Origin of the sequence: Rhodoluna sp. (assembly GCF_044232805.1) — a bacterium.
GTDB lineage: Bacteria > Actinomycetota > Actinomycetes > Actinomycetales > Microbacteriaceae > Rhodoluna.
Map to the genome: position 1 here is coordinate 1 of NZ_JBIILG010000016.1, position 24651 is coordinate 24651.

Sequence of the window (24651 nt, forward strand, 5' to 3'; positions counted from 1 at the left end):
CTGACATCGACGCCGAAGTTGAGCGCCTCAAGCGCAACAGCTAAGCTGGCTAGGTTGCCCAATTGGGCTAGAAAATATATGAGGTTTCTGTGGGTTCAGTAATAAAAAAGCGTCGCAAGCGTATGTCGAAGAAGAAGCACCGCAAGCTACTTCGCAAGACTCGCCACCAGCGTCGCAATAAGAAGTAACCGCGCTATTCGCGGTTAGCTTTTAGTTCCCGCTTCTTGAAATCGTAAATCGGCCAATCTGCTGCCTTCGCGTATCTCGTCAAAATCTTGTCTGGGTTAACTGCAACCGGATGTCCAACAGCAGTCAGCATTGGAAGATCGTTTTGGGAATCGCTGTAGGCATAAGAACGTTTCAGGCTCAAATTCCTCTCTTTAGCGAGGGCCTTAATGGCCTTTCTCTTCTCAGCACCGTGAATTGGTGCTCCAACCAATTTCCCGGTGAGGATTCCATTCTTTCTTTCCACTTTGGTGCCGATCGCACCGGTTAGTCCAAGTTCGTGCACGATCACATCACCAAGCTCCTGGGGAGCTGCGGTAACTAACCAAACTTCTCTACCCTGCTTGATGTGCTCTTTGGCAAGCCTTACGGTTTCTGGCCAGAGCTTGAGCTTGATGTGTTTGTCATAAACCTCGTCGACAAGAATCTGGAGATCAGAAACGAGTTGGCCTTCAACAAGTGAAAGCACTCTATCTTTCAGGGCGCTTAGCTTGGTGTTGTTTTCACCTTTCCAGATGAATACGAACTGGTGCCAGGCAAAGCGCCAAAAGTCTTTTCTACTAAAGAACTTTCGTTCAAAAGCAGATTTACCAAATAGAAAGCTGCTTGAGCCGCGCAAGATGGTGTTATCGACATCAAAGAAAGCAGCGGCTAGTTTGGGCTGCTCTTTCTTGGCGGATTTAGCTTTATTGGACACCCGCTAAGTTTAACCTGTGGCTACAGTAATTTCTCTCCAGCTTTTGACCAAACCTGGCTGTCATCTATGTGATGAGGCCAGGATGGTTGTAGAAACGGTAGTTTCACAGTTTCGTAGCGTTAACGCTGGTGTAGCTGCAAATATTCAGGTGCAAATCTATGAAACCAACATTCTGGAAGATCAAGAGCTATTGAATCTTTACGGTGAAGAGATACCTGTTCTTCAAATCAACGGACAAACTCATGGCTACTGGCGAATTGATCCAATCAGGCTCTTGGCAGCGCTTGAAGATGTGGTTTCAGGTTCCTAGCAAGACCAAAACCGAAGATTTGTTATTATGAGTTTCTAAACCTCATGATTGGGAGTAATTGTGAACCTAGAACAACTTGGACTCTTTGGAGTATTCCTAGCCGGTGCCATTCCCTGGTTTGAGGCAATTGGGGTTGTTCCTGCTGGAATCCTGTTTGGTCTAGATCCGGTTTGGGTAGTCGCCTCAGCAGTTGCTGGAAACGTGATTACAATTTTTGTCTTCGCATTCGGTGGATCCAAAATACGAGACTGGTTTATCTCTCGTTCTGAGAAGAAGAATAAGAACAAGCCTTCGCAGTGGGAGAAGGCACAAAAGTCATTCGACAAGTATGGAATCTATGGAATGGCCCTGCTTGGTCCAATTCTGATCGGCACACAGTTTGCGGCAGCGGTTGCGGTAGCTGCTGGTGTGAGGCCATTAAAGACAAGTGTGATTATTTCTATTGCAACAGCACTCTGGGCAATCTTGATTGCAGTTCTTTCAATCCTTGGTGGCTTAGATACTTTACTCGAGCGACAGTTGGAACTCTAAGGCTCTAGTCGGTTCGGTCCACGGAACAAGAAACCAACTTCACGAATGCTTGGCTGATGCAACATCAGCATGATTACGCGAAGCAATCCCATTCCAAAGCCACCGTGGGTTGGAGCACCGTAACGGAAAAAGTCGATGTAAGTTTTTAGACCTTCTGGGTCAAGACCTTTTTGCTTAGCTTGCTCGATAAGAACATCAACGCGGTGCTCACGCTGGGCACCGGTAGTGATTTCTGTTCCACGCCAGATCAAGTCATAGCTCTTAGTGAGCTCGGGGTTGCCCTCGTGTCTCATGTGATAGAACGGGCGAACACTAGATGGGTAGTCAGTTAGAAAAACAAACTCATGGTTGAAAGTCTCGGCCACATGAGCCGCGATTTGTCTTTCACCTTCTGGGTCCATGTCGCCACCGCGAACTACCTCATGACCGCGGGCTTTAACGATGTCCACAGCTTCTTCAAGTGGGATTCTTGGGAAAGGTCTAGTTGGAACAACAACTTCGATATCAAATAGTCGCTTGATCTCGTCGCCATGAGATTCCTTGACGGCAGATATTGCAGCGACCATGAGCTCTTCTTGGATGTTCATAATGTCTTCGTGTGAATCAATCCAAGAAACTTCCATGTCGATTGATGTGAACTCAGTTGCGTGACGCGAAGTAAAGGATGGGTCCGCTCTGAAAACTGGACCGATTTCAAAGATGCGACCAAGACCGGCCATCATGGCCATTTGCTTATAAAACTGTGGTGATTGGGCCAGGTAAGCGAAACCCTCAAAGTACTCGAGCTTGAATAGCTCTGCGTTGGACTCCGACGCTGATGCCATCAGCTTCGGGGAGTGAATTTCGGTGAAACCGTTTGCTAGCCAGTAGCTTCGCCAAGCAGCTTCAATGGTGGTTTGAACCTTGAAAACCAGATTCATCTCTGGACGACGCATGTCTAGAAAGCGCCAGTCCAGCCTCTTGTCAATCGAAGTGTCGTCGGCAATTGGGGTCTCTGGCTCAGAAAGGGTAACGATCTCTAGATCATCTAGCTGGATTTCTAAACCGCCAAGCTTGACTCGTTCGTCGTGAACCAGGCGACCCTTGACCCAAATGAAGCTCCCGTTGGTAACAGTCGAAACTTTGTCGGCCAGTGCATCTTCATCCTGGGGTCTTGGGTAGGTGACCTGAACGTCGCCTGACTCGTCCCTGAGAATGATGAATTGAATGCGCTTTTGGTCTCTGAGTTTTTCAACCCAACCACCTAGGACAACAGGACCATCTTTCATGGCCGCTAGGTCTTTTACTAAGTGTCTCTCGCGCATTAAGTTTGCTCTCTTATTTCTGGCTTAGGCCCCAAGTTTAGCGGAGGGTAGACTTAGTGTTATGCCCGCAACCCGTATCCATCTGGTGCGCCACGGGGAAGTACACAACCCCGATGGTGTGCTTTATGGGCGTTTGCCAAACTTTGGTTTGTCCCAGTTGGGGCACCAAATGGCCGAAGTCTCAGCCGACCACATCCGATCAAGCGGCGCCAAAGTATCTAGACTCTTGGTTTCCCCGCTTCAAAGAACTCTCGAATCAGCAAAGCCAATTGCTGAGCGCTTCAATGTCCCAGTTGAAGTGGAAGACGAAATCATTGAACCAGACAACATCTTTGAAGGTCACTCAGTGAGCCTGAAAACCATCGTTCGAAACCCTAGATTCTTACTTCAGCTTCACAACCCTTTCCGCCCCTCCTGGGGAGAGCCCTTCCTTGAGATCCAGCGCAGGATGGTGGGCGCAATGGAAAGAGCCTGGGCAGAAACTGTCTCAGGCGAGGTAGTAATGGTGAGCCACCAGCTACCTATATGGATGGTGCACCGCTACAGTCAGGGCCAAAGACTCTCGCACGACCCGCGCCAAAGACGCTGTGATCTTTCAAGCATTACAAGCTTTGAATTCAGCGATGGCTCCTTGCGTGAGGTTTCCTACAAAGACCCTGCTAAGCCACTTCGGATGAAGGCAACCGATCGAGGTGCTGTTTGAAAAAAGTAGCCATTTCAATAACTCTTGCGGCATTTGTTCTAACCTCTTCCGGCTGCGCTACTGACTCGTTGGCCGAACAATTCCGCGAAGGCGATAACAAGAACTACATCGCAGGAGACGGCACAGTAACCGAATATGCTTTGGGCTCAAGACCAAAAGCTGCTGATTGGTCTGGTGTTAGTGAAAGCGGAGTCAAGCTTTCAAGCAATCAACTAACCGGAGTGATCACCGTAATGAACTTTTGGTATGCGGGTTGTGGTCCGTGCCGAGTTGAGATGCCCGAGCTAATTGAGTTACAAGATCAGTTTCTTAGCGATGAAGTTCAGTTCATTGGCGTCAACGTTAGAGACACAGCTGAGACAGCCCTAGCTTTTGCAAGACAAGTAGATCTGAATTTTCCTTCGGTGATGGATGCTAAAACTGGATCTGTTGTTTTAGGATTCACCGGTGTAGTTACCCCACAAGCCGTACCAACAACTTTGGTGATTGATTCCGAAGGAAATGTCTCTGCGAGAGTGCTTGGAAGAATCGATAAAGCAATTTTGGAAGAACTTATCAGGACCGTGGTCAGGGAGAAAAATTGAATCCCGCTGAAATAGTTCTAAACGGTTCACTTCTTGCCGCGATGCCTCTGGCATTGTTAGCAGGTCTAATTTCTTTTGTTTCACCATGCGTGTTGCCGCTTGTTCCTGGGTACCTTGGGTACATCACTGGTGTTGCTGATGGCTCTGCCAAAAAATCAAGAATGGTTATCGGTTCGTTGCTATTTGTGCTGGGTTTCACCGCTGTGTTTGTTTCATTCGGCGCACTCTTTGGTGGAATCGGAATGTTGATTTACATCAACAACTTGGCTTGGGTGCAGCAGGTGCTTGGAGTGATCATCATTTTGCTTGGACTAGTGCTAATTGGCCAGTTCTCATTCCTGCAGCAAACTTTCAAAACTTCTCTGAAACCAAAGATTGGTTTAGCGGGAGCACCGCTATTGGGTGTGGCATTTGGTCTAGGTTGGACCCCCTGCATTGGTCCGACTCTTGCAGCAGTTCTTACTCTCGCTTCGGATGCTGGCTCCCCTGGCCGTGGAGCGCTGTTGGCGTTTTTGTATTCAATCGGAATCGGATTGCCCTTTATTGCAATTGCCGCCGGGTTTGGTTGGGCTACCAAGTCAGTTAGTTTTGTGAAAAAACACATCAGAACCTTTAACATCGCCGGTGGAGTTGTTTTGATTGTTCTTGGTATCGCACTAGCAACTGGTCTCTGGATCGGATTCGCTTCTTGGCTTCAGGGGGTGTTTGGTGTCTTTACCCCAGCGCTATGACGCTCCTGATATAGGACTCACTGGTTGGTCCAGATGGATCTGGAGGCAACTAACCAGCATGAAAACTGCGCTCATACTTCTTTTGCTTTTGGCCGCCGGAGCAGTACCAGGTTCGATCTATCCGCAGCGATCTGCCGATCCAAATGGTGTTGCGCAGTTTTTTGATAACAACCCCGAGCTAGCACCGGTTCTCGATTTCTTCCAACTCTTTGATGTTTACGGGTCAATCTGGTTCTCGGCGATTTACATTCTTCTTTTCACTTCATTGGTTGGATGCGTCCTTCCAAGAACCAAGGTGCACTATGACGCTATTCGTCAAGAACCAGTCAAGACTCCAACATCTTTATCTCGCATGCCCGCATACCTAAAGTCCACTACCCCAAAGGGTCTAGACCCAGTTCAAGCAGGAACGCAGATTCTAAAAGGCAGAGGCTACCGAGTTATAAAGCGTGGTAACTCGATCAGCGCTGAAAAGGGCTACATGCGCGAAACCGGGAACCTTGTTTTTCACCTTTCTTTAGTTGGAGTCTTGATTGCTGTCGGCGTTGGTGGCGGCTACAGCTTCTCAGGCCAAAGAGTGTTGGCTGAGGGGGACACTTTTGTGAACAACCTCGCAGGCTTTGACTCTTTGTCACCAGGTCTGTTTTTCAACCCAGAGACCCTGAAACCACTCAGCGTTACTTTGGACAAGTTTGAAGTCGACTATGACTTCACCAATGAAACCAACATTGGAGCCCCGCTAGATTTTCGTGCCACAGTAACTAGACGAACCTCCCCTGAAGATCCAGGCGAAACCTCGGTAATTCAGGTGAATGAACCCTTGGATGAGCCAGGTGCAAGCCTTTATCTAACAGGGCACGGCTACGCACCTGAGATCACCGTCCGAGATGCTAATGGCGACATTAGCTACTCGGGTGCGACTGTTTTTCTTCCTCAAGATAACAACATGACTTCGATTGGAATTATCAAGGTTCCTGACAATCAACCGGAGCAAATTGGAATTGTAGCCTTCTTTTATCCAACTGCGGCAGAGCTTTCAACTGGTGCTTACACTTCGATGTTTCCTGGGATTGTGAACCCACTGATTACGATGAATGTTTACACCGGTGATCTTGGATTAGATAGCGGTCAGTCTCTGAACGTTTATGCACTAGATACCGAAAGACTCACGCAGGTCGCAGGACGGGATGCACCAACCCCAGGAGTAGTGCTCGAGCTAGGTCAAACTAAAGATCTTCCAAACGGCCTAGGAACTGTAACTTTTGATGGCATCAAGCGATTTGCTTCTCTAGACATCGCACACAACCCCGGTCAGTTCTGGGTGTTGCTGTTTTCACTGCTTGCTTTGGCTGGAGTTATTGTCGGGCTAATTACTCCCCGCCGCAGAGTTTGGGTTAAGAGCACGGCTTCGGGTTTTGAAGTCGCAGCACTTTCCAAGCGAGAAGATCCAAGACTTGAAGAAGTTGTTAGAGAATTAACACAAGAGATAAAAAAAGGAAGTAAATGAACTCCGTTGTCCTGAATGAAAGCCTGTCCCAGACCTCTTTACTGGTGGTTTTTGCTTCCATGCTGGTTTTCGCCGCAGCTTTCTTGGTATCGGGCTGGCACCTTTCTAAAGCCGCCAGCAAGAAAGTCAAAGAGGTCAAGGCCTCTTCAGCTCTCGAACGAGTGGGCCTCTCCCTAACCGTTATTGCCACCTTGGTTCTTGCGGCTGGCGTAATCCTCCGAGGAATTGCTGCCTCGAGAGTTCCTTGGTCAAATCTTTACGAGTACTCAATTACCGGCACATTAATTCTCATGATGATTTTCTTGATTTCCATCCGCGTTCCAGAAGTTCGGATTCTGGCTACCTTCGTAGTTGGATTTGTGCTGTTGGTTCTTGGCACCGCAGTCTCGCTTTTTTACGTAGAGGTTCAGTCGCTGATGCCAGCACTGCAAAGTTTCTGGCTCGTGATTCACGTTTTGGTAGCACTTACGGCAACCGCTTTCTTTAGCATTGCAGCCGCCCTATCAACCGCCTATCTCCTAAAGACCGCCAACTGGGTTGAGAAAGCAAAGACAAAGGGAGTTGCAAACTTCAAGCGCGTAATGGGAATCTTTCCAAAGAAAGAAACTCTTGAGCAGCTTGCCTATCGATTCAATATTGTTGGTTTCATTCTTTGGAGCTTCACGTTGATTGCAGGTGCAATTTGGGCAGAGCGTGCCTGGCACCGCTACTGGGGTTGGGACACCAAAGAGGTTTGGACTTTCATTATTTGGACAATCTACGCCGGTTACCTGCACGCCAATGCCACAAGAGGTTGGACTGGTAAGCGTGCAGTTTGGTTAGGACTTGTTGGTTTTGCTGCGGTTGTTTTCAACTTCACGATTGTGAACATGTTCTTCAAAGGCTTGCACGTTTACTCAGGACTCTAAACCGAGAATTCTGGAGCAACGCTCCAACCTGGCGATCCACCAGTCATACCTGTGATCTTCTGCCTTCAAGATCTCAAGCGATGAAGTGTTGATCTCTGGACGACGAAGTTCAAGGATTCCATTTTCGGGAAGCAACCGGTCCGCTGTCAGATCGCCACCAAAGAGATAGCCCGTTCCAAGCCCTGCGTCGTAATTTACTTCCGGAAGGCAGGAAGCGAAGTGCAATTCGGCAGCTAAACCAATTGAGGACTGCATCGCACTGGAGGCGCAGATATTTAGCTTTGAAGAATTGGCAACAGCTAGAGCGCTAGCGATGCCGCCAAGTGGAGCACTTTTAAGAACCAGTAAGTCAGCAGCTCCTGCAAGTTCAACAGCCAACGGGTCGGAAGCTCTTCTAACTGACTCGTCAGCTGCAACCAATGTTTTTTGCCCACGTTTGGAAATCTCAATTCGGAGCTCGGCTAGTTCGGCGATTGTTGCCACCGGTTGCTCGAAGAATTCAAGATCAAGTGAATTATTCTCTAGCTCAGCAATTAGCTCTAGCGCTTGCGCAACTGTGTATCCACCATTGGCATCTAGTCGCAGCTTGGCGTCGGGGTATAACCGTTTAGTTTCTAGAATTCGAGCCAGGTCGTGGGCAGCAGTTTGTTTTGGATCGGCAACTTTTATCTTTACAGTTGAGAACTTTCCCGCGCGGCCAAGTACCTTGGCCACCTCTTCGGTTGGAACCGCAGGCAAAATAGCGTTCACGGGAACCTGTTTTCTTACCGGTTCCGGAAGATTTTCAAAGCCCCACTCGATGGCGGCTTGTAACCAGGTAGCGGCTTCCTCATCTTCATACTCAGTGAAGGGCGCCCATTCACTCCAGCCATTAGGGCCTTCAAAGACCAGCAGCTCTCGCTCAGTTAGTCCGCGGAATTTGGTGCGTAGCGGAATGCTCACAACCTTGGCGGTAGCAACTAGGTCATTCAGGCGAGGCTTCACATTGTTAGTCTAGAAGCATGGCAAATCAAGTTTCTGAGCTTTTCGACGCCAGCATTTGGCTCCAAGTGCCAGGTTTTGAGAAGCAGACAGACATCACTTATCACCAGCACAACTCCATGGGCGTGGTGCGAATTGCCTTTAACCGCCCAGAAGTGCGCAATGCCTTTAGACCCAAAACAGTAGACGAGCTCGCAGCTAGCCTCGAGCACGCCAGAACCAATTCAAAAGTCGGCGTTGTTTTGCTAACCGGTAACGGCCCATCCGCAAAAGATGGTGGCTGGGCTTTTTCAAGTGGCGGCGATCAAAGAGTTCGTGGCAAGGACGGATACCAGTACGCCGATGATGAGCAAAACCTAGACCCTGAATACTCAGGCCGCCTTCACATCCTCGAGGTCCAAAGACTGATTCGCTTTATGCCCAAGGTTGTTATTGCTCTGGTTCCGGGCTGGGCAGCAGGCGGCGGACATTCATTGAACGTGGTTTGCGATCTCAGCATCGCGAGCCTCGAGCACGCCAAGTTCAAGCAAACTGATGCGGATGTTGGATCCTTCGATGGTGGATTTGGAAGCGCCTATCTTGCTCGCCAGGCTGGCCAAAAATTCGCTCGAGAAATCTTCTTCTTAGGCCAAGAGTATGACGCCAAGAAAGCAGTGAGCATGGGGGTAGTAAACCTTGCGGTAGCGCACAAAGACTTGGAAAAAGTAGGACTCGAATGGGCTGCAGAAATAATGAGAAAGTCACCCACTTCGATTCGAATGCTGAAATATGCGATGAATGCAGTTGATGATGGCCTTGTCGGGCAACAGCTATTTGCAGGCGAAGCAACCAGGTTGGCTTACGCAACTGAAGAAGCAGCTGAAGGCAAAAACGCATTCTTGGAAAAGCGCGCTCCAAACTGGGCGCCGTATCCTTGGCACTTCTAATCAAAAAATGCCAAAGACATTAGTCGTAGTTCCTGCTAACGAGACCGTTAAAGCTCTGCAAGTGATGACTGACGTGCTCGCCTCCAAGAAAGCCATCTTTGTATGTCCACCTGCAATTAACGGCGTGATGCCAGAATTCGATGCAACTCCAGAGTTTGTTGACGATGAGATAGCTTGCGTTGTGGAGAGTTCAGGATCTACCGGAGCACCAAAGAGAATTTCAATTTCACTCAAAGCAATCGAGCATGCTGCAACTGCCGGGCAGGAGAGACTAGGACCTGCTGGTCAGTGGTTATTGGCGCTGCCGATTAACTTCATTGCCGGTCAGCAAGTTCTATTGCGCTCGGTTCTTGCAGATACTCAACCGGTGATGATGAATACCGCTTTACCTTTTACCAGCGAGGCATTTTTTCGATCGGCAAACTTGCTTAGTCACAGCAACAAGTACACCTCCCTTGTTCCAACCCAGCTGGCAAAGCTAGTAGCTGCTTGCGAAAGCGATAAAGGACTACTCGAGGTCCTTAGGGGCTTCCGAGCGATTTTGGTAGGCGGACAAGCAACTGCGTTAGAGCTTCAAGAACGCGCTCTTGCATTAGGCCTCAAAGTAGTTATCAGTTACGGCATGACTGAAACATCCGGTGGCTGCGTCTATGACGGAATTCCTCTTGAGGGAGTCAGGCTGAAAATTGCACCAGATGGCAGATTGCTTATCCAGGGTAAAACTTTGGCTGAAGATCAAGATGATTGGATCTTTACGAATGACCTTGCTGAGCTTTCCGAGAGCGGCAAGTTAGTGATCTTGGGTAGAGCTGATCGGGTCATCATTTCTGGTGGACTAAAAGTTTCACTTGATCGAGTCGAATACCTAGGCTCTGAGCTTGCGGGTGTTGAAGAACTTTCAGCGGTATCGATAAGCGATGAAACCTGGGGAGAGCGAGTAGGTATTTGTTACGTTGGTTCTCCAGAGGTTGCTGATGACATCGCAAACAAACTTGCTGCACTCTTAGGACCAGCCGGCAAGCCAGTAAGGGTTATCAGAGTTGATAAACTGCCAAAGCTTGCAACATCCAAAATAGATACCCTCTCGGTTTCAAAGTTGTTTTCTCAGGAGTCAATTTGAATAACAAAAACATGCGCCTCTGGATTGAAGGAGCAAGACTTCGTACCCTTCCATTAGCTATTGCACCAGTAGCAATTGGTGCTGGAGCTGCGGATGCAATGCAGCGCTTTGACTTACTGCTATCTGCTCTTGCATTAGGCGTTGCTTTGTTTTTGCAAATAGGCGTCAACTTTGCCAATGACTACTCTGACGGTATTCGCGGAACTGATGATAAGCGCGTTGGGCCGCTAAGGCTTACCGGGTCAAAATCCGCTAAGCCAGAGTCAGTGAAAACGGCTGCGATGCTGTTTTTCATACTGGCGGCAGCAAGTGGGTTTGAGATTGTTGTCATAACCGGTCAGTGGTGGCTAATTGCAGTTGGGTTGTTATCGATTATTGCCGCCTGGTTCTACACCGGAGGCAAGAACCCTTACGGTTACGCAGGCTTTGGCGAGATTGCAGTTTTTGTTTTCTTTGGGTTAGTGGCAACAATTGGGACCGCCTACGTGCAGATCGGTTTTTTGGATCTCAACTCGATACTGGGCGGTATTGCCGCAGGAAGTTTTGCCGCGGCAGTACTGATGGTAAACAACATCCGCGACATTGAAACCGACAAGATTGCGTCCAAAAAAACCCTTGCAGTTCGAATGGGGGCGAAGTGGGCGAAAAGATTCTTCATTTTTATGATCTGGTTCCCGTTTGTGATTCTCTTTTTCTTCACACTGCTTTACCCGGCTAGCTTTTTGGCCTACGGAGCGCTTTTTCTGGTGGCCCCAGCAACCCTTATTGTTTTGACCGCAAAAACAGCCAAGGAGCTTGTTTTGGTTCTAAAGCTAACCAGCTTTGCAGCGCTAACTTACGCGCTACTTCTCACCCTCGGTCTTGTTATCGTCTTTTTCTAAATCTAGAATTCTGTTCTCAAGGTCGGCGTCGGTGTCTGGTACAGCCGAGTTGTCATCTTTTCCGAATTTCTTGTAGATCTCTTTGGAAAGCTCATCTCGTTGCTTCTGCAAAAAGACCAGGGAGGCTGCCAATGCCAGCGCTCCTGAAACCAGAGCGGAATAGAGCCAATCGAACCCAAGAACGAGGAAAATCGCCAAGGAGCCTGCGAATAGACCCAATCGAGCAGCAATGAAGACTATCCAAGGATTTTTCATAGTTTCATTCTAAGTTTGTATCTGGCTTAGAGTTAAACCATGGTCAGATCACTCCTTTTCATTTTTGCCGCCTGGTTGCTATTCACTGTTTTCGTGACTGTTTTTGCTGCCAGCGCCAAAAAGAATGAAGTTAGAAACCTGCCCAAGTGGGCCTGGATTCTGATTTGCCTATTTGTTCCAATCGTTGGCGGATTGCTATATCTGGTCCTCGGCAGACCCATTGGTGGTCCAAAAAATCGCTTTGGAAGAATCAAGATTGTTGCACCAGATGACGACCCTTCGTTTTTGAGGGACCTATCGGAGAAACTCGACAAGCAAAAGCCCGAATCGGAAGAGCCAGAACCAAAGACCGATCCGGACGAGGATTCTGGCGATAGTGCCGGTAAGGACAAGTCCTAACTCCAATGCACTCAGCAGCCCAAGTTTTCTCAGCAAACCTCCTCGCAGCTTTATCGGAACTAGAAGTTCAGGAAGTGTTTCTCTCACCCGGATCTAGGTCGCAATCGCTGGCCATTGCAGCTCAACAGCTTCACGACGCCAACCGGTTGGTACTTCGAGTTCGAATCGACGAACGCTCGATGGCCTTCACTGCGCTGGGTGCTGCAAAGGCAAGTGGAAGACCAGTTGCCATAATCACAACATCTGGAACTGCTGTAGCAAACTTGCTTCCGGCTGTTCTGGAGGCAAGCCACAGTGGCATTCCCCTTATCTTGCTAACCGCTGATCGTCCAGCAGAACTTCGTGGAGTGGGAGCCAACCAAACTACCAATCAAGTCGGCATCTTTGGAGACGCGGTCAGGTCCTGCATAGACATCGAAGCGCCAACTGATTCAGTGGACACAAACTCCGTCAAAGAGCTTGCAGAAAAAGTTGTTGCCACAGCACTTGGAATAATCCATGAATCCCTTGGACCGGTGCACCTAAATCTTTGTTTTAGAGAACCGCTTTCTTCTGCAGAACCAAATGCAGGCAATCTTTATCCTGGTGCAAGGTTAAGTGAACAAGACAACTACAAACCAAGCTTTGCAGTCCTAGCTGGAGAAAAAAACACGATCTTGGTGGCAGGTGCCGATTCAGGAGTTGAAGCGCTTGAAGCTGGGGAAGCATTCGGCTGGCCAGTTTTTGCAGAACCAAGTTCTAGGAGCCGAATTGGAGCTAACGCGATTATTGGTTATCCGTCTCTTCTAGAAGAAGAAAAAGATCTAGCCGATGGAATTCAGCGCGTGGTGGTTTTTGGCAAACCTACCCTTAGCCGCCAGGTGCAAAAACTAATTGCACGAAAAGATATTGAACTAGTTGTAATCAAATCCAAATTGATGGGACCCTTTAATCCATATGGCAATGCTGCAGAAATTGTGGACGAGATCACAGTCAATGGCGAAGTAAGTCACGACTGGTTAGCCAGGTGGAGAGTAGCCGCACACAACTGGCTTTCGGTTCAAGAAACCAGCAAGTCACTTGATCGCAGAAACATTATTGAAACCGTCTATGACGTCAGCGAAATCGACGACACCATCGTTCTTGGCGCTTCTCGGATGATTCGCGAAGCCGACACCTGGGCTCCAGCCAAGGCGATTCAGGTATTTGCAAATAGGGGATTGGCTGGAATCGATGGAACTATCGCAACAGCCACCGGCATTGCTCTTGGTGGCGAAGGGTCGTTCACACGAGCAATAATCGGCGACCTAACCTTGCTTCACGATGCATCTTCGATGATTGAGGACGTTGAAGAAGAGATCAACTTGCAGTTGGTTATGGTCAATGATCAAGGTGGATCCCTTTTTGAAAAACTTGAAGTCAGAAAAGTAGTTGAAGAAGCGGTCTTTGATCGAGTGTTTAGAACAGGTCAAAAAGTAGATTATTGGTCTTTGGCAAACGCCTACGGCTTTAGCTACTTTTGCCCCACCAATGAAGCTGAGCTTCGAAGTGCACTGACCACCATCGGCCGCGTGCTTATCGAAATCAAGCTCTAACTAAGAGCGCCGCGAATCGGAGTGAACTTAAGTTCAGTTTCTTCCAGCTCATCTTGCGGATCGGATTCTGCAACCAGCCCACACCCCGCAAAAGCGGTTACAACGTTTTGCTCAATGTAGCCACCGCGAATTGCGATTGCCCACTCTCCGTCGCCATCAGCCCCAATCCAACCAACCGGTCCCGCGTAACCACCGCGATCGAAAGGTTCTAATTCAGTAATGAGATCTTGTGCGGCCTTTCTTGATGTTCCTGCAACGGCAGCGGTCGGGTGCAAATACGCTGCCAAATCCAAAACAGAAATGTTCTTCTTAAGCTTTCCGTAAACGTCGCTGGCAAGGTGCCAAACGTCAGGCAGCGCCAAAGTGAATGGCGTCTCATCCGTATCAACTGTTGTGCAAAACGGTGAAAGCTCTTGAACCATTGATTCAACCGCGAACTGGTGTTCGTGCAAATTCTTTTCAGATACCAAAAGGCCAGCGGCGATATCCTGATCCGCTTGCTCTGAATCACCCCTGGCTGCTGTTCCTGCTAAAACCCTGGCCGAGACCTGTCCATGGGAAACGCGAACTAATAGCTCCGGTGAGGCACCAAAGTTCCCCGCCACGCTATAAACCCAGCAGCTTGGGTACCTCACAGCGAGGTTCCTAAGAGCGGTTCGAAGATCAAAACCAGAAGGTAGCTGGGCGACTATGTCTCTAGCTAGTACGACCTTTTGAATGCGTCCAGCTCTGATCTTTTCGATTGCGGATTCGGCTTGGCTTAAGAACATTTCAGCGCTCATCGCACCGTCATAGAACTTCAACTTTTCATTAGCTCGGTAACTTGCTGGTTGTGTCAGAAAATCAGCACTTATTGGATCTTCGCCTTCAGGGACAATTTCAGTGATCCAGCTGCGGCCATCTCTGGTTCCAAGAACCAGCCTTGGCACCACTAGAACTGAGTTGATTGTGCTGTTTTCCGAGAATGTAACTGAACCAAATGCCACAAGACCCGTGCATTGAATTCTCAGGGAATCAGTCACTTCTGCAAGTGATACCTGGTCGCGCCAAATGCTGGCAAGCTCTGAGATTCGGTTTAGACCTGAGGTTTCAAATCGAGCCACCTCGCCAAAGCCAATAACTCCCTGACCGCCGCGAATGAAAACGGTGGCATCTTCAGGAAAGTGCTTGGTGATGTCGAACCCTTCGGGCGTGGCAATCTCGCGCGTTAGAACGCGGAGTTTTCCAAGTTTTGACATTCAAACCAGTTCTGATTGGGGCCAAATTTGGCCGACTCTCTAAATTCTAAGTCAAAGCTAAGATTGAATAGTGAGCAAAGCAGACCTATCCAAAAAACCGCAACAGGTAGCGGAGATGTTTGATGGGGTAGCCAAAAACTACGATAAAGCCAATGATTTACTCTCCTTCGGCTCAGCCCGAATCTGGCGCAAAAAGGTAGCCAAACTAGTAAATTCCCAACCCGGTCAAACCGTTCTGGATCTCGCCGCGGGTACCGGTTCTTCCTCGATTGTGTTTCTACGCGAAGGCGTCAAAGTAGTAGCAGCTGACTTTTCCAACGGCATGCTCGAAGAGGGAAGAAAAAGACATCCTGAGCTGGAGTTTGTTTACGCTGATGCGGCAGCACTTCCTTTTGCGGACGGGGAGTTTGACACCGTAACTATTTCCTTTGGCATTAGAAACGTCGAGAAAATCGAGGTTGCGCTTGCTGAAATGCTTCGGGTTCTAAAGCCAGGTGGGAAGTTAGTGGTTTGTGAATTCTCCAGGATCCCTAACGGTTTTCTACACAGTCTTTACCGCTTCTATCTTCGAAACATTCTTCCAACCCTATCGGCCATGGTGAGTAAGACTCCAGAGGCTTATGGCTACCTAGCCGAATCAATTGATGCTTGGCCAAGCCAGCAGGAGTTAGTAAAGATTATTGAATCGGCTGGTTTTGAATCGGTCAGTTATCTAAACCAAACTCTTGGCATAGTTGCCATCCACAGCGGTTTCAAACCGAAGGCGGTCTAGATGGCTCGCACATCTCGACCTAGGCAACTTAGGAAAGTTGCTGATAAAGAACTTCTAGAGAAGCTTGAAATTGGCTTAGACAGAGTCGAGCAGCAATTGGTTGAGTCGGTAAAACACACCGACCCAATCGCTAAGGTAACCACCCGTCACCTAATTGACGCCGGTGGAAAAAGAATTAGACCGACCTTAGTTCTTCTAACTTCGCAGCTTGGTGAAGCTAACCTCGATGAAGTAATTCAAGCCGCGGTCGTTGTAGAGCTAACTCACATTGGAACGCTGTATCACGATGATGTGATGGATGATGCACCTAGAAGAAGAGGCGTTGATTCAGCTCATGAAATTTGGGGAAACAACGTTGCAATTTTGACAGGTGATTTGCTTTTTGCAAGAGCGTCGCAATTAGTTTCTAAGTTGGGCCAAAAGGCACTTACCTTGCAGGCAGATACTTTTGAAAGACTTTGCCTCGGTCAACTAAATGAAACTGTTGGCCCACAAGAGGGCCAAGATCCAATCGAGCACTATCTACACGTTCTTGCAGATAAAACCGGATCTCTAATTTCGGCATCTGCTGAGCTCGGAGTTATTTTCTCCGGCGCGGATCAAGCCCTTCGCGAGCCGGTAAGAAAATACGGTGAAGCAATCGGCGTAGCTTTCCAACTAATTGATGACTACATCGATCTACACTCTGACGGTGCGGTCTCGGGTAAGACTCCAGGAACTGACCTTCGTGCGGGCGTTCCAACCCTTCCTGTTATGTATTTAAGACAGGAAGCCAAGAGTGATTTGGAAGCAGCCAAGTTGATTGAGATAATTGATTCCGGCCTCGACGATGAAGCCAAACTCCAGACCGTACTCAAAGCTCTTCGGGATCACCCTGTAACGGAGCGAACTTACCAAGAAGCCAAGAGATGGGCTGCGCAAGCAATCAGCGCTCTGGAAGAATTACCAAAGGGTCCAGTTCGTGAGGCGTTAACCTCGTTCGCCGAAGCAGTTATAGAACGCAGCAACTAAGTTTTTAGTAAATAAGGAATAGGTAGATGTCAAAGCTAAGGCTTGCGATTGTTGGTGCTGGTCCAGCAGGTATTTATGCAGCTGACCTGATCATCAAATCCGAACTTCGTGACTTTAATGTTTCCATCGATCTTTTTGATTTACTTCCTGCACCTTATGGACTTGTTCGCTACGGTGTTGCTCCCGACCACCCAAGAATCAAAGGAATCATTAGAGCGCTTTATGAAGTCCTTGACCGAGGCGACATTCGATTCTTTGGAAACGTTGAATACGGCAAAGACATAACCCTTGATGATCTAAAGAAGCACTACAACGCAGTTATCTTCTCAACCGGTGCAGTAAAAGATGCCAACCTAAACATTCCAGGTATAGAGCTTGACGGGTCTTTTGGTGCGGCGGCATTTGTGAACTGGTATGACGCGCACCCTGATTTTGAACGTAGCTGGGACTTAAGCGCTAAGGAAATTGCGGTTTTGGGAAACGGCAACGTGGCTTTGGATGTTGCCAGAGTGCTCTCTAAGCCAGCTGAGGCTATGCTCTCAACTGACATCCCAGACAACGTGTACCAGGGACTTCGCGCATCACAGGCTACTGATGTTCACGTCTTTGGTCGAAGAGGACCTGCTCAGGTGAAGTTCTCGCCATTGGAGCTACGTGAAGCAGTTCACATTGAGGGCGTAGACACAATTGTCTATGACGAGGACTTCCAATATGACGAGGGTTCACAGAAAGCTATTGACAGCAATAACCAAACCAGGGTCATGGTGAAAACCTTGGAAGAGCTTCGATCAAATGAGCTAACTGGCGCTAAGCGCAGACTGCACCTGCACTTCTTTAGTGCTCCTGTTGAGATCTTGGAAAAAGCCGGCAAGGTGTCCGGCATCAAGATTGAAAGAACCAAGCTCGATGGGACAGGAAACGTGAAGCCAACTGGGGAGTTTCGTGAGTTCCCGATTCAGGCCATTTATCGCGCGGTTGGATACTTTGGCTCTGAATTATCGGAAGTTCCGTTTGACGAGAAAGCCGGTGTAATTCCAAACGACAAGGGACGGGTTCTGGATTCAGACGGAAAGCACATCCAGGGCGTTTACGCGACCGGCTGGATCAAGCGTGGTCCAGTAGGACTAATTGGACACACTAAGAGTGATGCAATTGAAACCATTGCTCAGATTATTGAAGACAAGAACTATTGGTGGAGCCCAGCGTCCCCTTCCGAGGATTCAATAACCGAGTTGCTAACCTCGAGAAAGATTGATTTTGTTGGTTGGCCTGAATGGCTAAGAATCGATGCCGAGGAAAAGCGGTTGGGTGAAGCCGAAGAGCGCGAGAGAATCAAGCTTGTTGAGCGCGAAGACTTCCTTACCGTTGCGAAAAAGAAGTAGCGAAAGTGCCTCTACCCCCAGCAAGACTAAAGAGTGCACAAACAGCCCTTGCTGTTTTCTTCTTCACCCAGGGATTTGTTGCAATCACCTTTATCCCTCGAATACCTGAAATCATCGAGCAGATTGGCGTCTCGTTCGCCGTCTGGGGTTTGATTATTGGATTTGCAGGAATCGGTTCTTTGTTGCCGCTTTTGGTTGCGAACCGTTTGGTTGGAAGATTTGGCACTAGGCCAATCATCAACCTCTCGAGCGTATTTATAGTGCTATCGGTTATGAGCTTGGCTTGGGCACCGAACGGTCTAGTTTTCTTTCTTTTTCAAACTGTGATGATGTTCAGCATGAGTTTTTTCAACATTGCAATTAATGCTCAATCGGTGATGCTGCAAAAAAGAGTTAAGCAAGTAATCATCGGTAAGTTCCACGCGGCCTGGAGTATCGGTGCAGGAGCAAGTGCTGCACTGTCTGGAATCATGGCTAGCTTTGTTTCGCTGCAGATTCACTTATTTGTAGTTCCTTTGGTTTGCTTAGTGGTCTTTCAGGTTTACGTTCGATCCATGCTTTCTCCTGAGGAAGATGGTCACAATGAAGAGAGGCAGGCTTCTAGGAAAGTTCCATTCTTTAAATCTCCAAACCAGCTTTGGCTTCTAGCCCTTGGACTGTTCACCGGAGTGTTTCTAGAGCTAGTGATGATGGATTGGTCCGCCTTGTTCTCACAGCAGGTAATGCTTCTCTCACCAACTTTGGGAGCGGTGCCTTTTGCATCATTCATGCTCGCCATGATTGGTGGCCGTCTATTGATTACTAAGGCAACTGAGAAATATCACATCAGTGAGCTCTCGAAGTGGGGCGGAATCTACGGTTCGATAATGATGGCAATTGGCCTAGTTGTGGCTCCACCAATTGTCGCGCACGATCCGATTCTGGCCCTAATCGTTCTTTCATTGTTCTGGGCCCTGGGTGGCTTTGGTCTTGCTCCACTGGTGCCATCATTCTTTGGAGCGGCTGGCCATGTCTCTGGCCTCACCACATCGCAGGCCCTCGCGAGAATGTCCCTACTGAACTCACTGGCTGTAATTGGCGCCAAGGTTGTTATGGGTGGGTTAGCTGAGAGCGTAGGTCTTCAGATAGCGTTCGTTCTGCCAATTGTTTTGATGTTTATCGCTGGGATACTTTCGGGAAGACTTGCCAAGCAAGCTAAGCGCAAGGAAGCAGTTGAAAACGCTTTCCCAATTACCGGTTCACTAACGGTAATTGACGAACTGTAGATCTACTTCTAGATCTTTAGATTTCAGCATTACCTGCAACTCTTGAAGGTCATCTCTAGATTTACTTGAAACTCGAAGCTCGTCGCCTTGAATTTGGCTCTTGATGCTCTTTGGGCCCTCTTCGCGAATAATCTTTGAAATCTTCTTGGCTTGTTCCTGGTTGATGCCATCTTTTATCTTCGCTTCGATGCGGAATTCTTTACCGGAAGGAAAGGGCTTGCCATCTTCCAGGCTCTTTAGTGAGACCCCGCGCTTTACAAGCTTGCTTTGGAAGACATCAAGGATTGCCTTGACTCTTTCTTCGCTATTGGCCTTCATTAGGATCTTTTCGCCAGATTGCTCGATCGATGCGCCAACACCTTTGAAGTCGTAGCGTTGCTCTACTTCTTTATGAGCTTGGTTCAAGGCGTTTGCTACTTCTTGTGGGTCAACTTTGCTTACGATATCGAATGAGGAATCAGCCATGCGGTTAGTTTACCCAAGCAGCCATTGGTTCTCGGGCAAACACCAGTAGTTAGCGTTTGGTAAATATTGGTATCCTTTTAATGCATCCAAATCCGACTTCATAGATTTTGCTGCATGGCTAGTTACCCAAGCGGCCAAAGGGAACTGACTGTAAATCAGCTGGCTCAGCCTTCGGGGGTTCGAATCCCTCACTAGCCACAAACCCCCACTTTTTTAGGTGGGGGTTTTCCGCCTAGATCACACAATGGAGCAACGATGTCATTCCCTAGAGTTGATGGACTTAGAACTGTTGAATTTGGAAACCCCGGTGAATCCCGGAGCAAAATTCTTGATTGCCTGTTCAACGGAAAGAAAAGGGCAACCGCCGGACTAGTTGAATTCGATTACTTGGCCGAAAACGAACCCTTCGAACATGTGGGTGAGGTCTTGGTGGTGGTCGGTAACTACGGAGAAGATTTAGGCAGAATTAGGGTCACTAATGTTGATGTCGTCAGATTCGATCAGGTCCCAGATGAGTTCGCGATAGCCGAGGCCGAGGGGGACTTGTCTGGAGATGATTTCAGGAAAAGTCATGGTGAATTCTGGGCCAGTTGCGGATACTCCGTAAAACCTGAGTCAGAAGTCGTATTAGTGTACTTTGATTTGGTTATCGCAAACTAAGCCCGCAACCTCAACGCACGTCAAAAACCTAGGAGCATTTCTTGTCATCAAAAGTAGTGTCAGGTTTCGATACAAATACAAGTGAATCAATGCCGGGCTGGAAAGCACGAGTAACGGTATTTCTAGTCGGTCAGACAATCACTACCTTCGGCTCATTTTTGGTTCAGTACGCGATCATGTGGCACCTAACCCTTACAACAAAGTCTGGATTAGTTCTTGCCTTGGCGGCTGTTTTTGGATTCTTGCCGCAAGCGATTGTTTCGATTTTTGCCGGAGTTTGGGCCGACCGGATTAATCGTAAAGTGATGATTATTGTTTCAGACTCTGTGATTGCACTTGCGACGTTAGTTCTTGCGGTCTTTATGCTTTCTGGCGTAGAAGACCTGTGGCTAATTTTTCTAATAATGGCCGTTAGGTCAATTGGTGCTGGTGTTCAGATGCCAGCTATTTCGGCCCTAGTGCCACAAATTGTCCCAACCGACAAACTACTAACCGTGAATGGCATCAACAGCAGCATCTCATCATCACTTCAGTTATTTGCGCCAGTTGCTGCAGCTGCGGTTTATTCGACAATGTCTTTGTCAGCGATTCTATTTATCGACGTTGTGACAGCTGTCATTGGACTTTCATTATTGGCAACTGTTGCTGTTCCAACGCTGGCAAGAGTTGCCAATGAAGATAAGCCTTCTTACTTTGCGGACCTCAAAGAAGGTATGGAGTACATCTTTAGTCACCAGCTGGTTCGTTGGGTAATGGTAATTTTTGCCATTATCTTCCTTTTGATTGTTGCTCCTTCAAATCTTTCACCGCTGATGATCGCAAGAACATTCGGGGGAGAAGTTTGGATGCTAACCATATTGGAGCTTTCATTTGGTGCTGGAATGCTCATCGGCGGGGCCTTGATTGCGGTCTTTGCAAAGAAGATTGACCGAATTGGAATGATTATTGGATCTTCTATTCTGTTTGGCGTTTTGGCTACTGCGATGGGATTCACGACAAACCTGATTCTTTTCTTTGCGCTATTTTTTGTTGTTGGAATTGCAGTCCCTGCTTTTTCAACCTCAGCCATGACACTCCTTCAAGAAACTGTTGAGCCAGAGCGTCAGGGAAGAGTCTTTGGATTTCTAGGAATTGTTATGGCGGTAGCGATGCCTATTGGTATGTCAATTCTTGGACCACTTGCCGATGTCGTATCAGTTGAGATTTTGCTTATCGTCACAGGAATTGCAACGGTGGTAATTGCGGTAGTAGCTGTCTTGCTTCCGGCAGGACGCCGAGCAATGGCTTCAGCTCACGCCTCAACGGGAGTCACAACCAAATAGAGCTAGACCTTAACTCTGGCTTCTAGTTTCGCCAGCTCTTCAAATAATTGCTTGGGCATTCTCTCCCCAAATTCCCCGAAGAATTCTCTGATGGACTCAACTTCTTTAGTCCACGCTTCTGAATCAATCTCTAGGAGTTCCTCGATCGTGATTTGATCAACATCAATACCAGAAGTGTTTAGCTCACCAGCTTTTGGAACTATACCCACAGCTGAGGGCATACCTTTATTGGAGCCCTCGAGTCTTCCGATGATCCAGTCCAGAACGCGAATGTTCTCTGCAAATCCTGGCCACAGGAACTTGCCATCGGAACTCTTTTTGAACCAGTTGACTTGAAAGATTTTTGGCAGGTTCTCTTCAGAAGTTTTATCGGCAAAGCTCAGCCAGTGCGCAAAGTAGTCGGCCATGTTGTAGCCACAAAATGGCAACATCGCAAATGGGTCATGACGGAGCTTTCCAACTGGCCCCTCGGCGGCAGCTGTTTGCTCGCTAGAAATAGTTGCACCCATGAATACTCCGTGCTGCCAAGAAAGCGATTGGGCCACCAGAGGAACATTCTTGGCACGACGGCCACCGAACAAGATTGCGTCTAGTGGCACCCCGGACCCTTCGTTCCAGTCCGGGCTAATGGTTGCAACGTTTGCTACCGGTAGGCAGAACCTTGAGTTTGGATGAGCAGCTAGAGTTCCAGAATCTTGAGACCATGGATTTCCGCGCCAATCCGTCAGTCCCTCGGGTGGCTGCTCACTGAGTCCCTCCCACCAGACGTCTCCGTCTGAAGTCAAAGCGACGTTGGTGAAGATAACTCCTTGGCTCATTGATTCAACCGCAGCACTGTTTGTGGTGGCAGTAGTTCCAGGTGCAACACCAAAGATTCCATACTCAGGGTTCATGGCCAGTAACTTTCCATTGGAATCTGGTCTCATCCAAACAATGTCATCGCCAAGGGTTTCAACTTTCCAACCCGGAATTGAGGGGCGAAGCATTGCAAGGTTTGTTTTACCGCAGGCCGAAGGAAATGCTGCTGCGATGTGAAACTTGCCACCTGTTGGACTAGTTAGCCGAATTAGCAGCATGTGCTCTGCGAGCCAACCTTCTGTTTTCCCCATAACTGAACCAATTCGAAGTGCCATAGCTTTTTTACCTAGCAGTGAGTTACCACCGTATCCAGAACCGAAAGACCAAATCTCTCTAGTTTCTGGGTAATGAACAACGTGGACTTTGTCTGGGTTGCAGGGCCAACTAACATCTTTGATCTTGTTGCCCTGATCATCAATTAGTGGGCTACCAACGGAATGAACCGCAGGAACCCAAGGGGCTCCTGCCTCAATTCTTTTGGTCACTTCTGGCGAAACCCTAGTCATGATGTGCATTGAGGCAACTACATACGGCGAGTCTGTGATCTCAATGCCGTACTGAGTAAATTCAGAACCAATCGGTCCCATCGAAAAGGGGATCACATACATCACTCGGCCACGCATGCTTCCCGTGAAGTTTTCATTCATCAGAGCGCGCATGGCGTTTGGATCCATCCAGTTGTTAGTTGGGCCGGCGTCTACTTCAAGTTCAGAGCAAATAAAAGTCTTTTCTTCAACTCGTGCCACATCCCTGGGGTCAGTCCTAGAAAGAAAGCTATTCGGGCGAAGTTTTGGATTCAGGGGAATTAGCGAACCGCTTGCTACCAGCAGATTCTTGATTGACTCGAACTCTTGGGCGGACCCGTCGCACCACTTTATAGAGTCGGGATTGGTTAGAGCTGCTATCTGGTCTACCCAGTCCTTAACGCCTATAACAGCCACTCAATCCTCCTTGACGAGTAGTCCCAGTCTATAACGCTGAGAATCTAGAGGCCCGAGAATCCTTCATGACCAAAATTTTGTCAATCTAACGGCTCTATAGGTTTCTTAGTGGGACAATAATGTCACCCACAAATCAAAGGATTAGTTTTGAACAACATTGCCTCATTCATAACTGGCCGCAAAACTTCTTGGGTCACACTTCTTATTGGACTAATCTTTGCTGGTTTAGCCTTTGGTCCACTCAGTGCACCAGAGTCAGATACTTCGCCAACCGATGGTCTCCCAGCCAACAACGAGACAGTGCTTGTTAACAAGGCTCTAGAGGATCTTCCTGGAACTGATGGCACAGTTGCTGTTGTTGTTTACTCCTCGGACACCAAGCTCACTGAAGAGCAAGAGCTTTGGATAACCGGAACCTTTGATCCAATGGCTCAGGGTTTTGTTGATGGTGCCAGCGACAAGTTTTTGGATTACACATCAGGCGAATTAAACGGTGAGGCGTTTGTGCCACCAGCTCAAGTTTCAGATGATGGCAAAGTTGCCGTTATAACTGTTCCTTTGGAAGAATTCGAAGAAAACGCAGAACGCACCGAGCGAATGACCGAAATGCGTGCGATCGCTAAAGAAGATATGCCAGCTGGCCTAGAGGTTTACATCACCGGTCCCGAAGGTTTCCAGGTTGACATCGCAGGAGTATTTGCCGGTGCAAACTTTACGCTTCTTCTTTCCACCGTTATCATCGTTGCTGTACTGCTTCTTATTACCTACCGCTCACCGGTTCTTTGGCTAGTGCCACTGATTGTCATTGGTGTTGCTGATGGAATGGCAGCCCAGCTTGCCCCACAACTTGCAACTATCTTCCTGGGTGCACCAGCAGATGGATCGGTAACAGGAATCTTGTCAGTTCTAGTGTTTGGTGCTGGAACCAACTACGCGCTCTTGCTCATCGCCCGTTATCGGGAAGAGCTATTACTAAATGAAGATCGCCACAAGGCAATGTTCAAAGCCCTTAGAGGTGTAACACCGGCGGTATTAGCTTCTGGTGGAACCGTTGCCCTTGCACTTCTTACCTTGCTATTTGCTCAACTAGGCGGAAACCGA

General features: G+C 48.3%; 27 protein-coding genes and 1 tRNA gene. 21 read left to right on the forward strand and 7 right to left on the reverse strand.

All coding sequences use genetic code 11. The annotated features are described in order from the left end of the window. The first annotated feature begins 89 nt into the window (after positions 1–89). Positions 90–188 (forward strand): 30S ribosomal protein bS22, encoded by a 99-nt coding sequence (locus AC9UES_RS03545; protein ID WP_005504750.1) that lies wholly within the window; start codon positions 90–92, stop codon positions 186–188. Positions 189–193: 5 nt separating this feature from the next. Here the strand turns inward: AC9UES_RS03545 and AC9UES_RS03550 are convergent, their stop codons facing one another. After that, positions 194–922: an HAD family hydrolase gene (locus tag AC9UES_RS03550; RefSeq protein WP_509526901.1), complete on the reverse strand. Its 729-nt coding sequence runs from the start codon at positions 920–922 to the stop codon at positions 194–196. Positions 923–938: 16 nt separating this feature from the next. Here AC9UES_RS03550 and AC9UES_RS03555 point away from each other — a divergent pair, with 16 nt between their 5' ends. Next, entirely contained in the window at positions 939–1232 is a 294-nt protein-coding gene (locus AC9UES_RS03555) for a glutaredoxin family protein (RefSeq protein WP_509526903.1), read from the forward strand. A 60-nt stretch (positions 1233–1292) separates the two neighbouring features. Beyond that, positions 1293–1763, forward strand: a complete 471-nt coding sequence (locus AC9UES_RS03560) for a small multi-drug export protein (protein WP_509526905.1) — start codon at positions 1293–1295, stop codon at positions 1761–1763. On the opposite strand, the gene aspS is transcribed toward AC9UES_RS03560, so the two are convergent. Further along, a complete protein-coding gene (gene aspS, locus AC9UES_RS03565; protein ID WP_509526907.1) occupies positions 1760–3067 on the reverse strand; it encodes an aspartate--tRNA(Asn) ligase in 1308 nt (435 codons plus the stop codon). The genes AC9UES_RS03560 and aspS overlap by 4 nt on opposite strands. 61 nt (positions 3068–3128) lie before the next feature. On the opposite strand from aspS, the gene AC9UES_RS03570 reads away from it, so the two are divergent. From AC9UES_RS03570 to ccsB, 5 genes are read left to right on the forward strand one after another with little or no spacing between them, the layout of a single operon-like run. Further along, complete coding sequence (locus AC9UES_RS03570) at positions 3129–3770, forward strand: histidine phosphatase family protein (RefSeq protein ID WP_509526909.1); 642 nt, start codon at positions 3129–3131, stop codon at positions 3768–3770. Further along, on the forward strand, positions 3767–4354 hold the full coding sequence (locus AC9UES_RS03575; RefSeq protein WP_509526911.1) for a TlpA family protein disulfide reductase: 588 nt from the start codon (positions 3767–3769) through the stop codon (positions 4352–4354). Before AC9UES_RS03570 ends, AC9UES_RS03575 begins: the two co-directional genes overlap by 4 nt. Next, positions 4351–5085, forward strand: a complete 735-nt coding sequence (locus AC9UES_RS03580) for a cytochrome c biogenesis CcdA family protein (RefSeq protein ID WP_509526913.1) — start codon at positions 4351–4353, stop codon at positions 5083–5085. The genes AC9UES_RS03575 and AC9UES_RS03580 overlap by 4 nt, the downstream gene beginning before the upstream one ends. Then, a complete protein-coding gene (gene resB, locus AC9UES_RS03585) occupies positions 5063–6592 on the forward strand; it encodes a cytochrome c biogenesis protein ResB (protein ID WP_509526914.1) in 1530 nt (509 codons plus the stop codon). The genes AC9UES_RS03580 and resB overlap by 23 nt, the downstream gene beginning before the upstream one ends. Further along, positions 6589–7500: a c-type cytochrome biogenesis protein CcsB gene (ccsB, locus tag AC9UES_RS03590; protein WP_509526915.1), complete on the forward strand. Its 912-nt coding sequence runs from the start codon at positions 6589–6591 to the stop codon at positions 7498–7500. Before resB ends, ccsB begins: the two co-directional genes overlap by 4 nt. Here ccsB and AC9UES_RS03595 read toward each other — a convergent pair. Next, positions 7489–8484, reverse strand: coding sequence for an o-succinylbenzoate synthase (locus AC9UES_RS03595; RefSeq protein WP_509526916.1), 996 nt, complete (start codon positions 8482–8484; stop codon positions 7489–7491). The two genes, ccsB and AC9UES_RS03595, sit on opposite strands and share 12 nt — an antisense overlap. 17 nt (positions 8485–8501) lie before the next feature. Here AC9UES_RS03595 and AC9UES_RS03600 point away from each other — a divergent pair, with 17 nt between their 5' ends. Genes AC9UES_RS03600 through AC9UES_RS03610 form a run of 3 tightly spaced genes read left to right on the forward strand, consistent with a single transcriptional unit; the run spans position 8502 to position 11408 of the window. Next, complete coding sequence (locus AC9UES_RS03600) at positions 8502–9407, forward strand: 1,4-dihydroxy-2-naphthoyl-CoA synthase (protein ID WP_509526917.1); 906 nt, start codon at positions 8502–8504, stop codon at positions 9405–9407. A gap of 7 nt (positions 9408–9414) precedes the next feature. Then, positions 9415–10527: an AMP-binding protein gene (locus AC9UES_RS03605; RefSeq protein WP_509526918.1), complete on the forward strand. Its 1113-nt coding sequence runs from the start codon at positions 9415–9417 to the stop codon at positions 10525–10527. Continuing rightward, positions 10524–11408, forward strand: coding sequence for a 1,4-dihydroxy-2-naphthoate polyprenyltransferase (locus AC9UES_RS03610; protein WP_509526920.1), 885 nt, complete (start codon positions 10524–10526; stop codon positions 11406–11408). Before AC9UES_RS03605 ends, AC9UES_RS03610 begins: the two co-directional genes overlap by 4 nt. Here the strand turns inward: AC9UES_RS03610 and AC9UES_RS03615 are convergent. After that, positions 11370–11663 (reverse strand): DUF4229 domain-containing protein, encoded by a 294-nt coding sequence (locus tag AC9UES_RS03615; protein ID WP_509526921.1) that lies wholly within the window; start codon positions 11661–11663, stop codon positions 11370–11372. The two genes, AC9UES_RS03610 and AC9UES_RS03615, sit on opposite strands and share 39 nt — an antisense overlap. A 39-nt stretch (positions 11664–11702) precedes the next feature. Here AC9UES_RS03615 and AC9UES_RS03620 point away from each other — a divergent pair, with 39 nt between their 5' ends. Beyond that, the gene (locus AC9UES_RS03620; protein WP_509526923.1) at positions 11703–12062 is read left to right on the forward strand and encodes a PLD nuclease N-terminal domain-containing protein; all 360 of its coding nucleotides are present in this window, start codon (positions 11703–11705) and stop codon (positions 12060–12062) included. Between the two features lie 5 nt (positions 12063–12067). Beyond that, positions 12068–13636 (forward strand): 2-succinyl-5-enolpyruvyl-6-hydroxy-3-cyclohexene-1-carboxylic-acid synthase, encoded by a 1569-nt coding sequence (gene menD / locus AC9UES_RS03625; RefSeq protein ID WP_509526924.1) that lies wholly within the window; start codon positions 12068–12070, stop codon positions 13634–13636. Here menD and AC9UES_RS03630 read toward each other — a convergent pair. Continuing rightward, the gene (locus AC9UES_RS03630) at positions 13633–14874 is read right to left on the reverse strand and encodes an isochorismate synthase (RefSeq protein WP_509526926.1); all 1242 of its coding nucleotides are present in this window, start codon (positions 14872–14874) and stop codon (positions 13633–13635) included. The two genes, menD and AC9UES_RS03630, sit on opposite strands and share 4 nt — an antisense overlap. 70 nt (positions 14875–14944) lie before the next feature. Between AC9UES_RS03630 and ubiE the strand changes: the two genes are divergently transcribed. The 4 genes from ubiE to AC9UES_RS03650 are packed head-to-tail and all read left to right on the forward strand — an operon-like array spanning position 14945 to position 19304. Then, complete coding sequence (gene ubiE, locus AC9UES_RS03635) at positions 14945–15646, forward strand: bifunctional demethylmenaquinone methyltransferase/2-methoxy-6-polyprenyl-1,4-benzoquinol methylase UbiE (RefSeq protein WP_509526927.1); 702 nt, start codon at positions 14945–14947, stop codon at positions 15644–15646. Continuing rightward, positions 15647–16657, forward strand: a complete 1011-nt coding sequence (locus tag AC9UES_RS03640) for a polyprenyl synthetase family protein (protein ID WP_509526929.1) — start codon at positions 15647–15649, stop codon at positions 16655–16657. Between the two features lie 26 nt (positions 16658–16683). After that, positions 16684–18039, forward strand: coding sequence for an FAD-dependent oxidoreductase (locus AC9UES_RS03645; protein WP_509526930.1), 1356 nt, complete (start codon positions 16684–16686; stop codon positions 18037–18039). A gap of 5 nt (positions 18040–18044) precedes the next feature. Beyond that, positions 18045–19304, forward strand: coding sequence for an MFS transporter (locus AC9UES_RS03650; RefSeq protein WP_509526931.1), 1260 nt, complete (start codon positions 18045–18047; stop codon positions 19302–19304). On the opposite strand, the gene AC9UES_RS03655 is transcribed toward AC9UES_RS03650, so the two are convergent. Further along, entirely contained in the window at positions 19281–19769 is a 489-nt protein-coding gene (locus AC9UES_RS03655; protein WP_509526933.1) for a YajQ family cyclic di-GMP-binding protein, read from the reverse strand. The genes AC9UES_RS03650 and AC9UES_RS03655 overlap by 24 nt on opposite strands. Before the next feature lie 116 nt (positions 19770–19885). Here AC9UES_RS03655 and AC9UES_RS03660 point away from each other — a divergent pair. The 3 genes from AC9UES_RS03660 to AC9UES_RS03670 all read left to right on the forward strand — a co-directional run bounded on the left by AC9UES_RS03660 (position 19886) and on the right by AC9UES_RS03670 (position 21751). After that, positions 19886–19967 (forward strand) — tRNA-Tyr (locus tag AC9UES_RS03660). A gap of 57 nt (positions 19968–20024) precedes the next feature. After that, positions 20025–20429 (forward strand): hypothetical protein, encoded by a 405-nt coding sequence (locus AC9UES_RS03665; RefSeq protein WP_509526935.1) that lies wholly within the window; start codon positions 20025–20027, stop codon positions 20427–20429. A gap of 41 nt (positions 20430–20470) precedes the next feature. After that, on the forward strand, positions 20471–21751 hold the full coding sequence (locus AC9UES_RS03670; RefSeq protein ID WP_509526937.1) for an MFS transporter: 1281 nt from the start codon (positions 20471–20473) through the stop codon (positions 21749–21751). Between the two features lie 2 nt (positions 21752–21753). Here AC9UES_RS03670 and AC9UES_RS03675 read toward each other — a convergent pair whose 3' ends face one another. Beyond that, positions 21754–23550, reverse strand: a complete 1797-nt coding sequence (locus AC9UES_RS03675) for a phosphoenolpyruvate carboxykinase (GTP) (protein WP_509526939.1) — start codon at positions 23548–23550, stop codon at positions 21754–21756. A gap of 147 nt (positions 23551–23697) precedes the next feature. Here AC9UES_RS03675 and AC9UES_RS03680 point away from each other — a divergent pair. After that, positions 23698–24651, forward strand: a 954-nt coding sequence (locus AC9UES_RS03680) for an MMPL family transporter (protein ID WP_509526941.1), incomplete at its 3' end; no start/stop codon positions are given.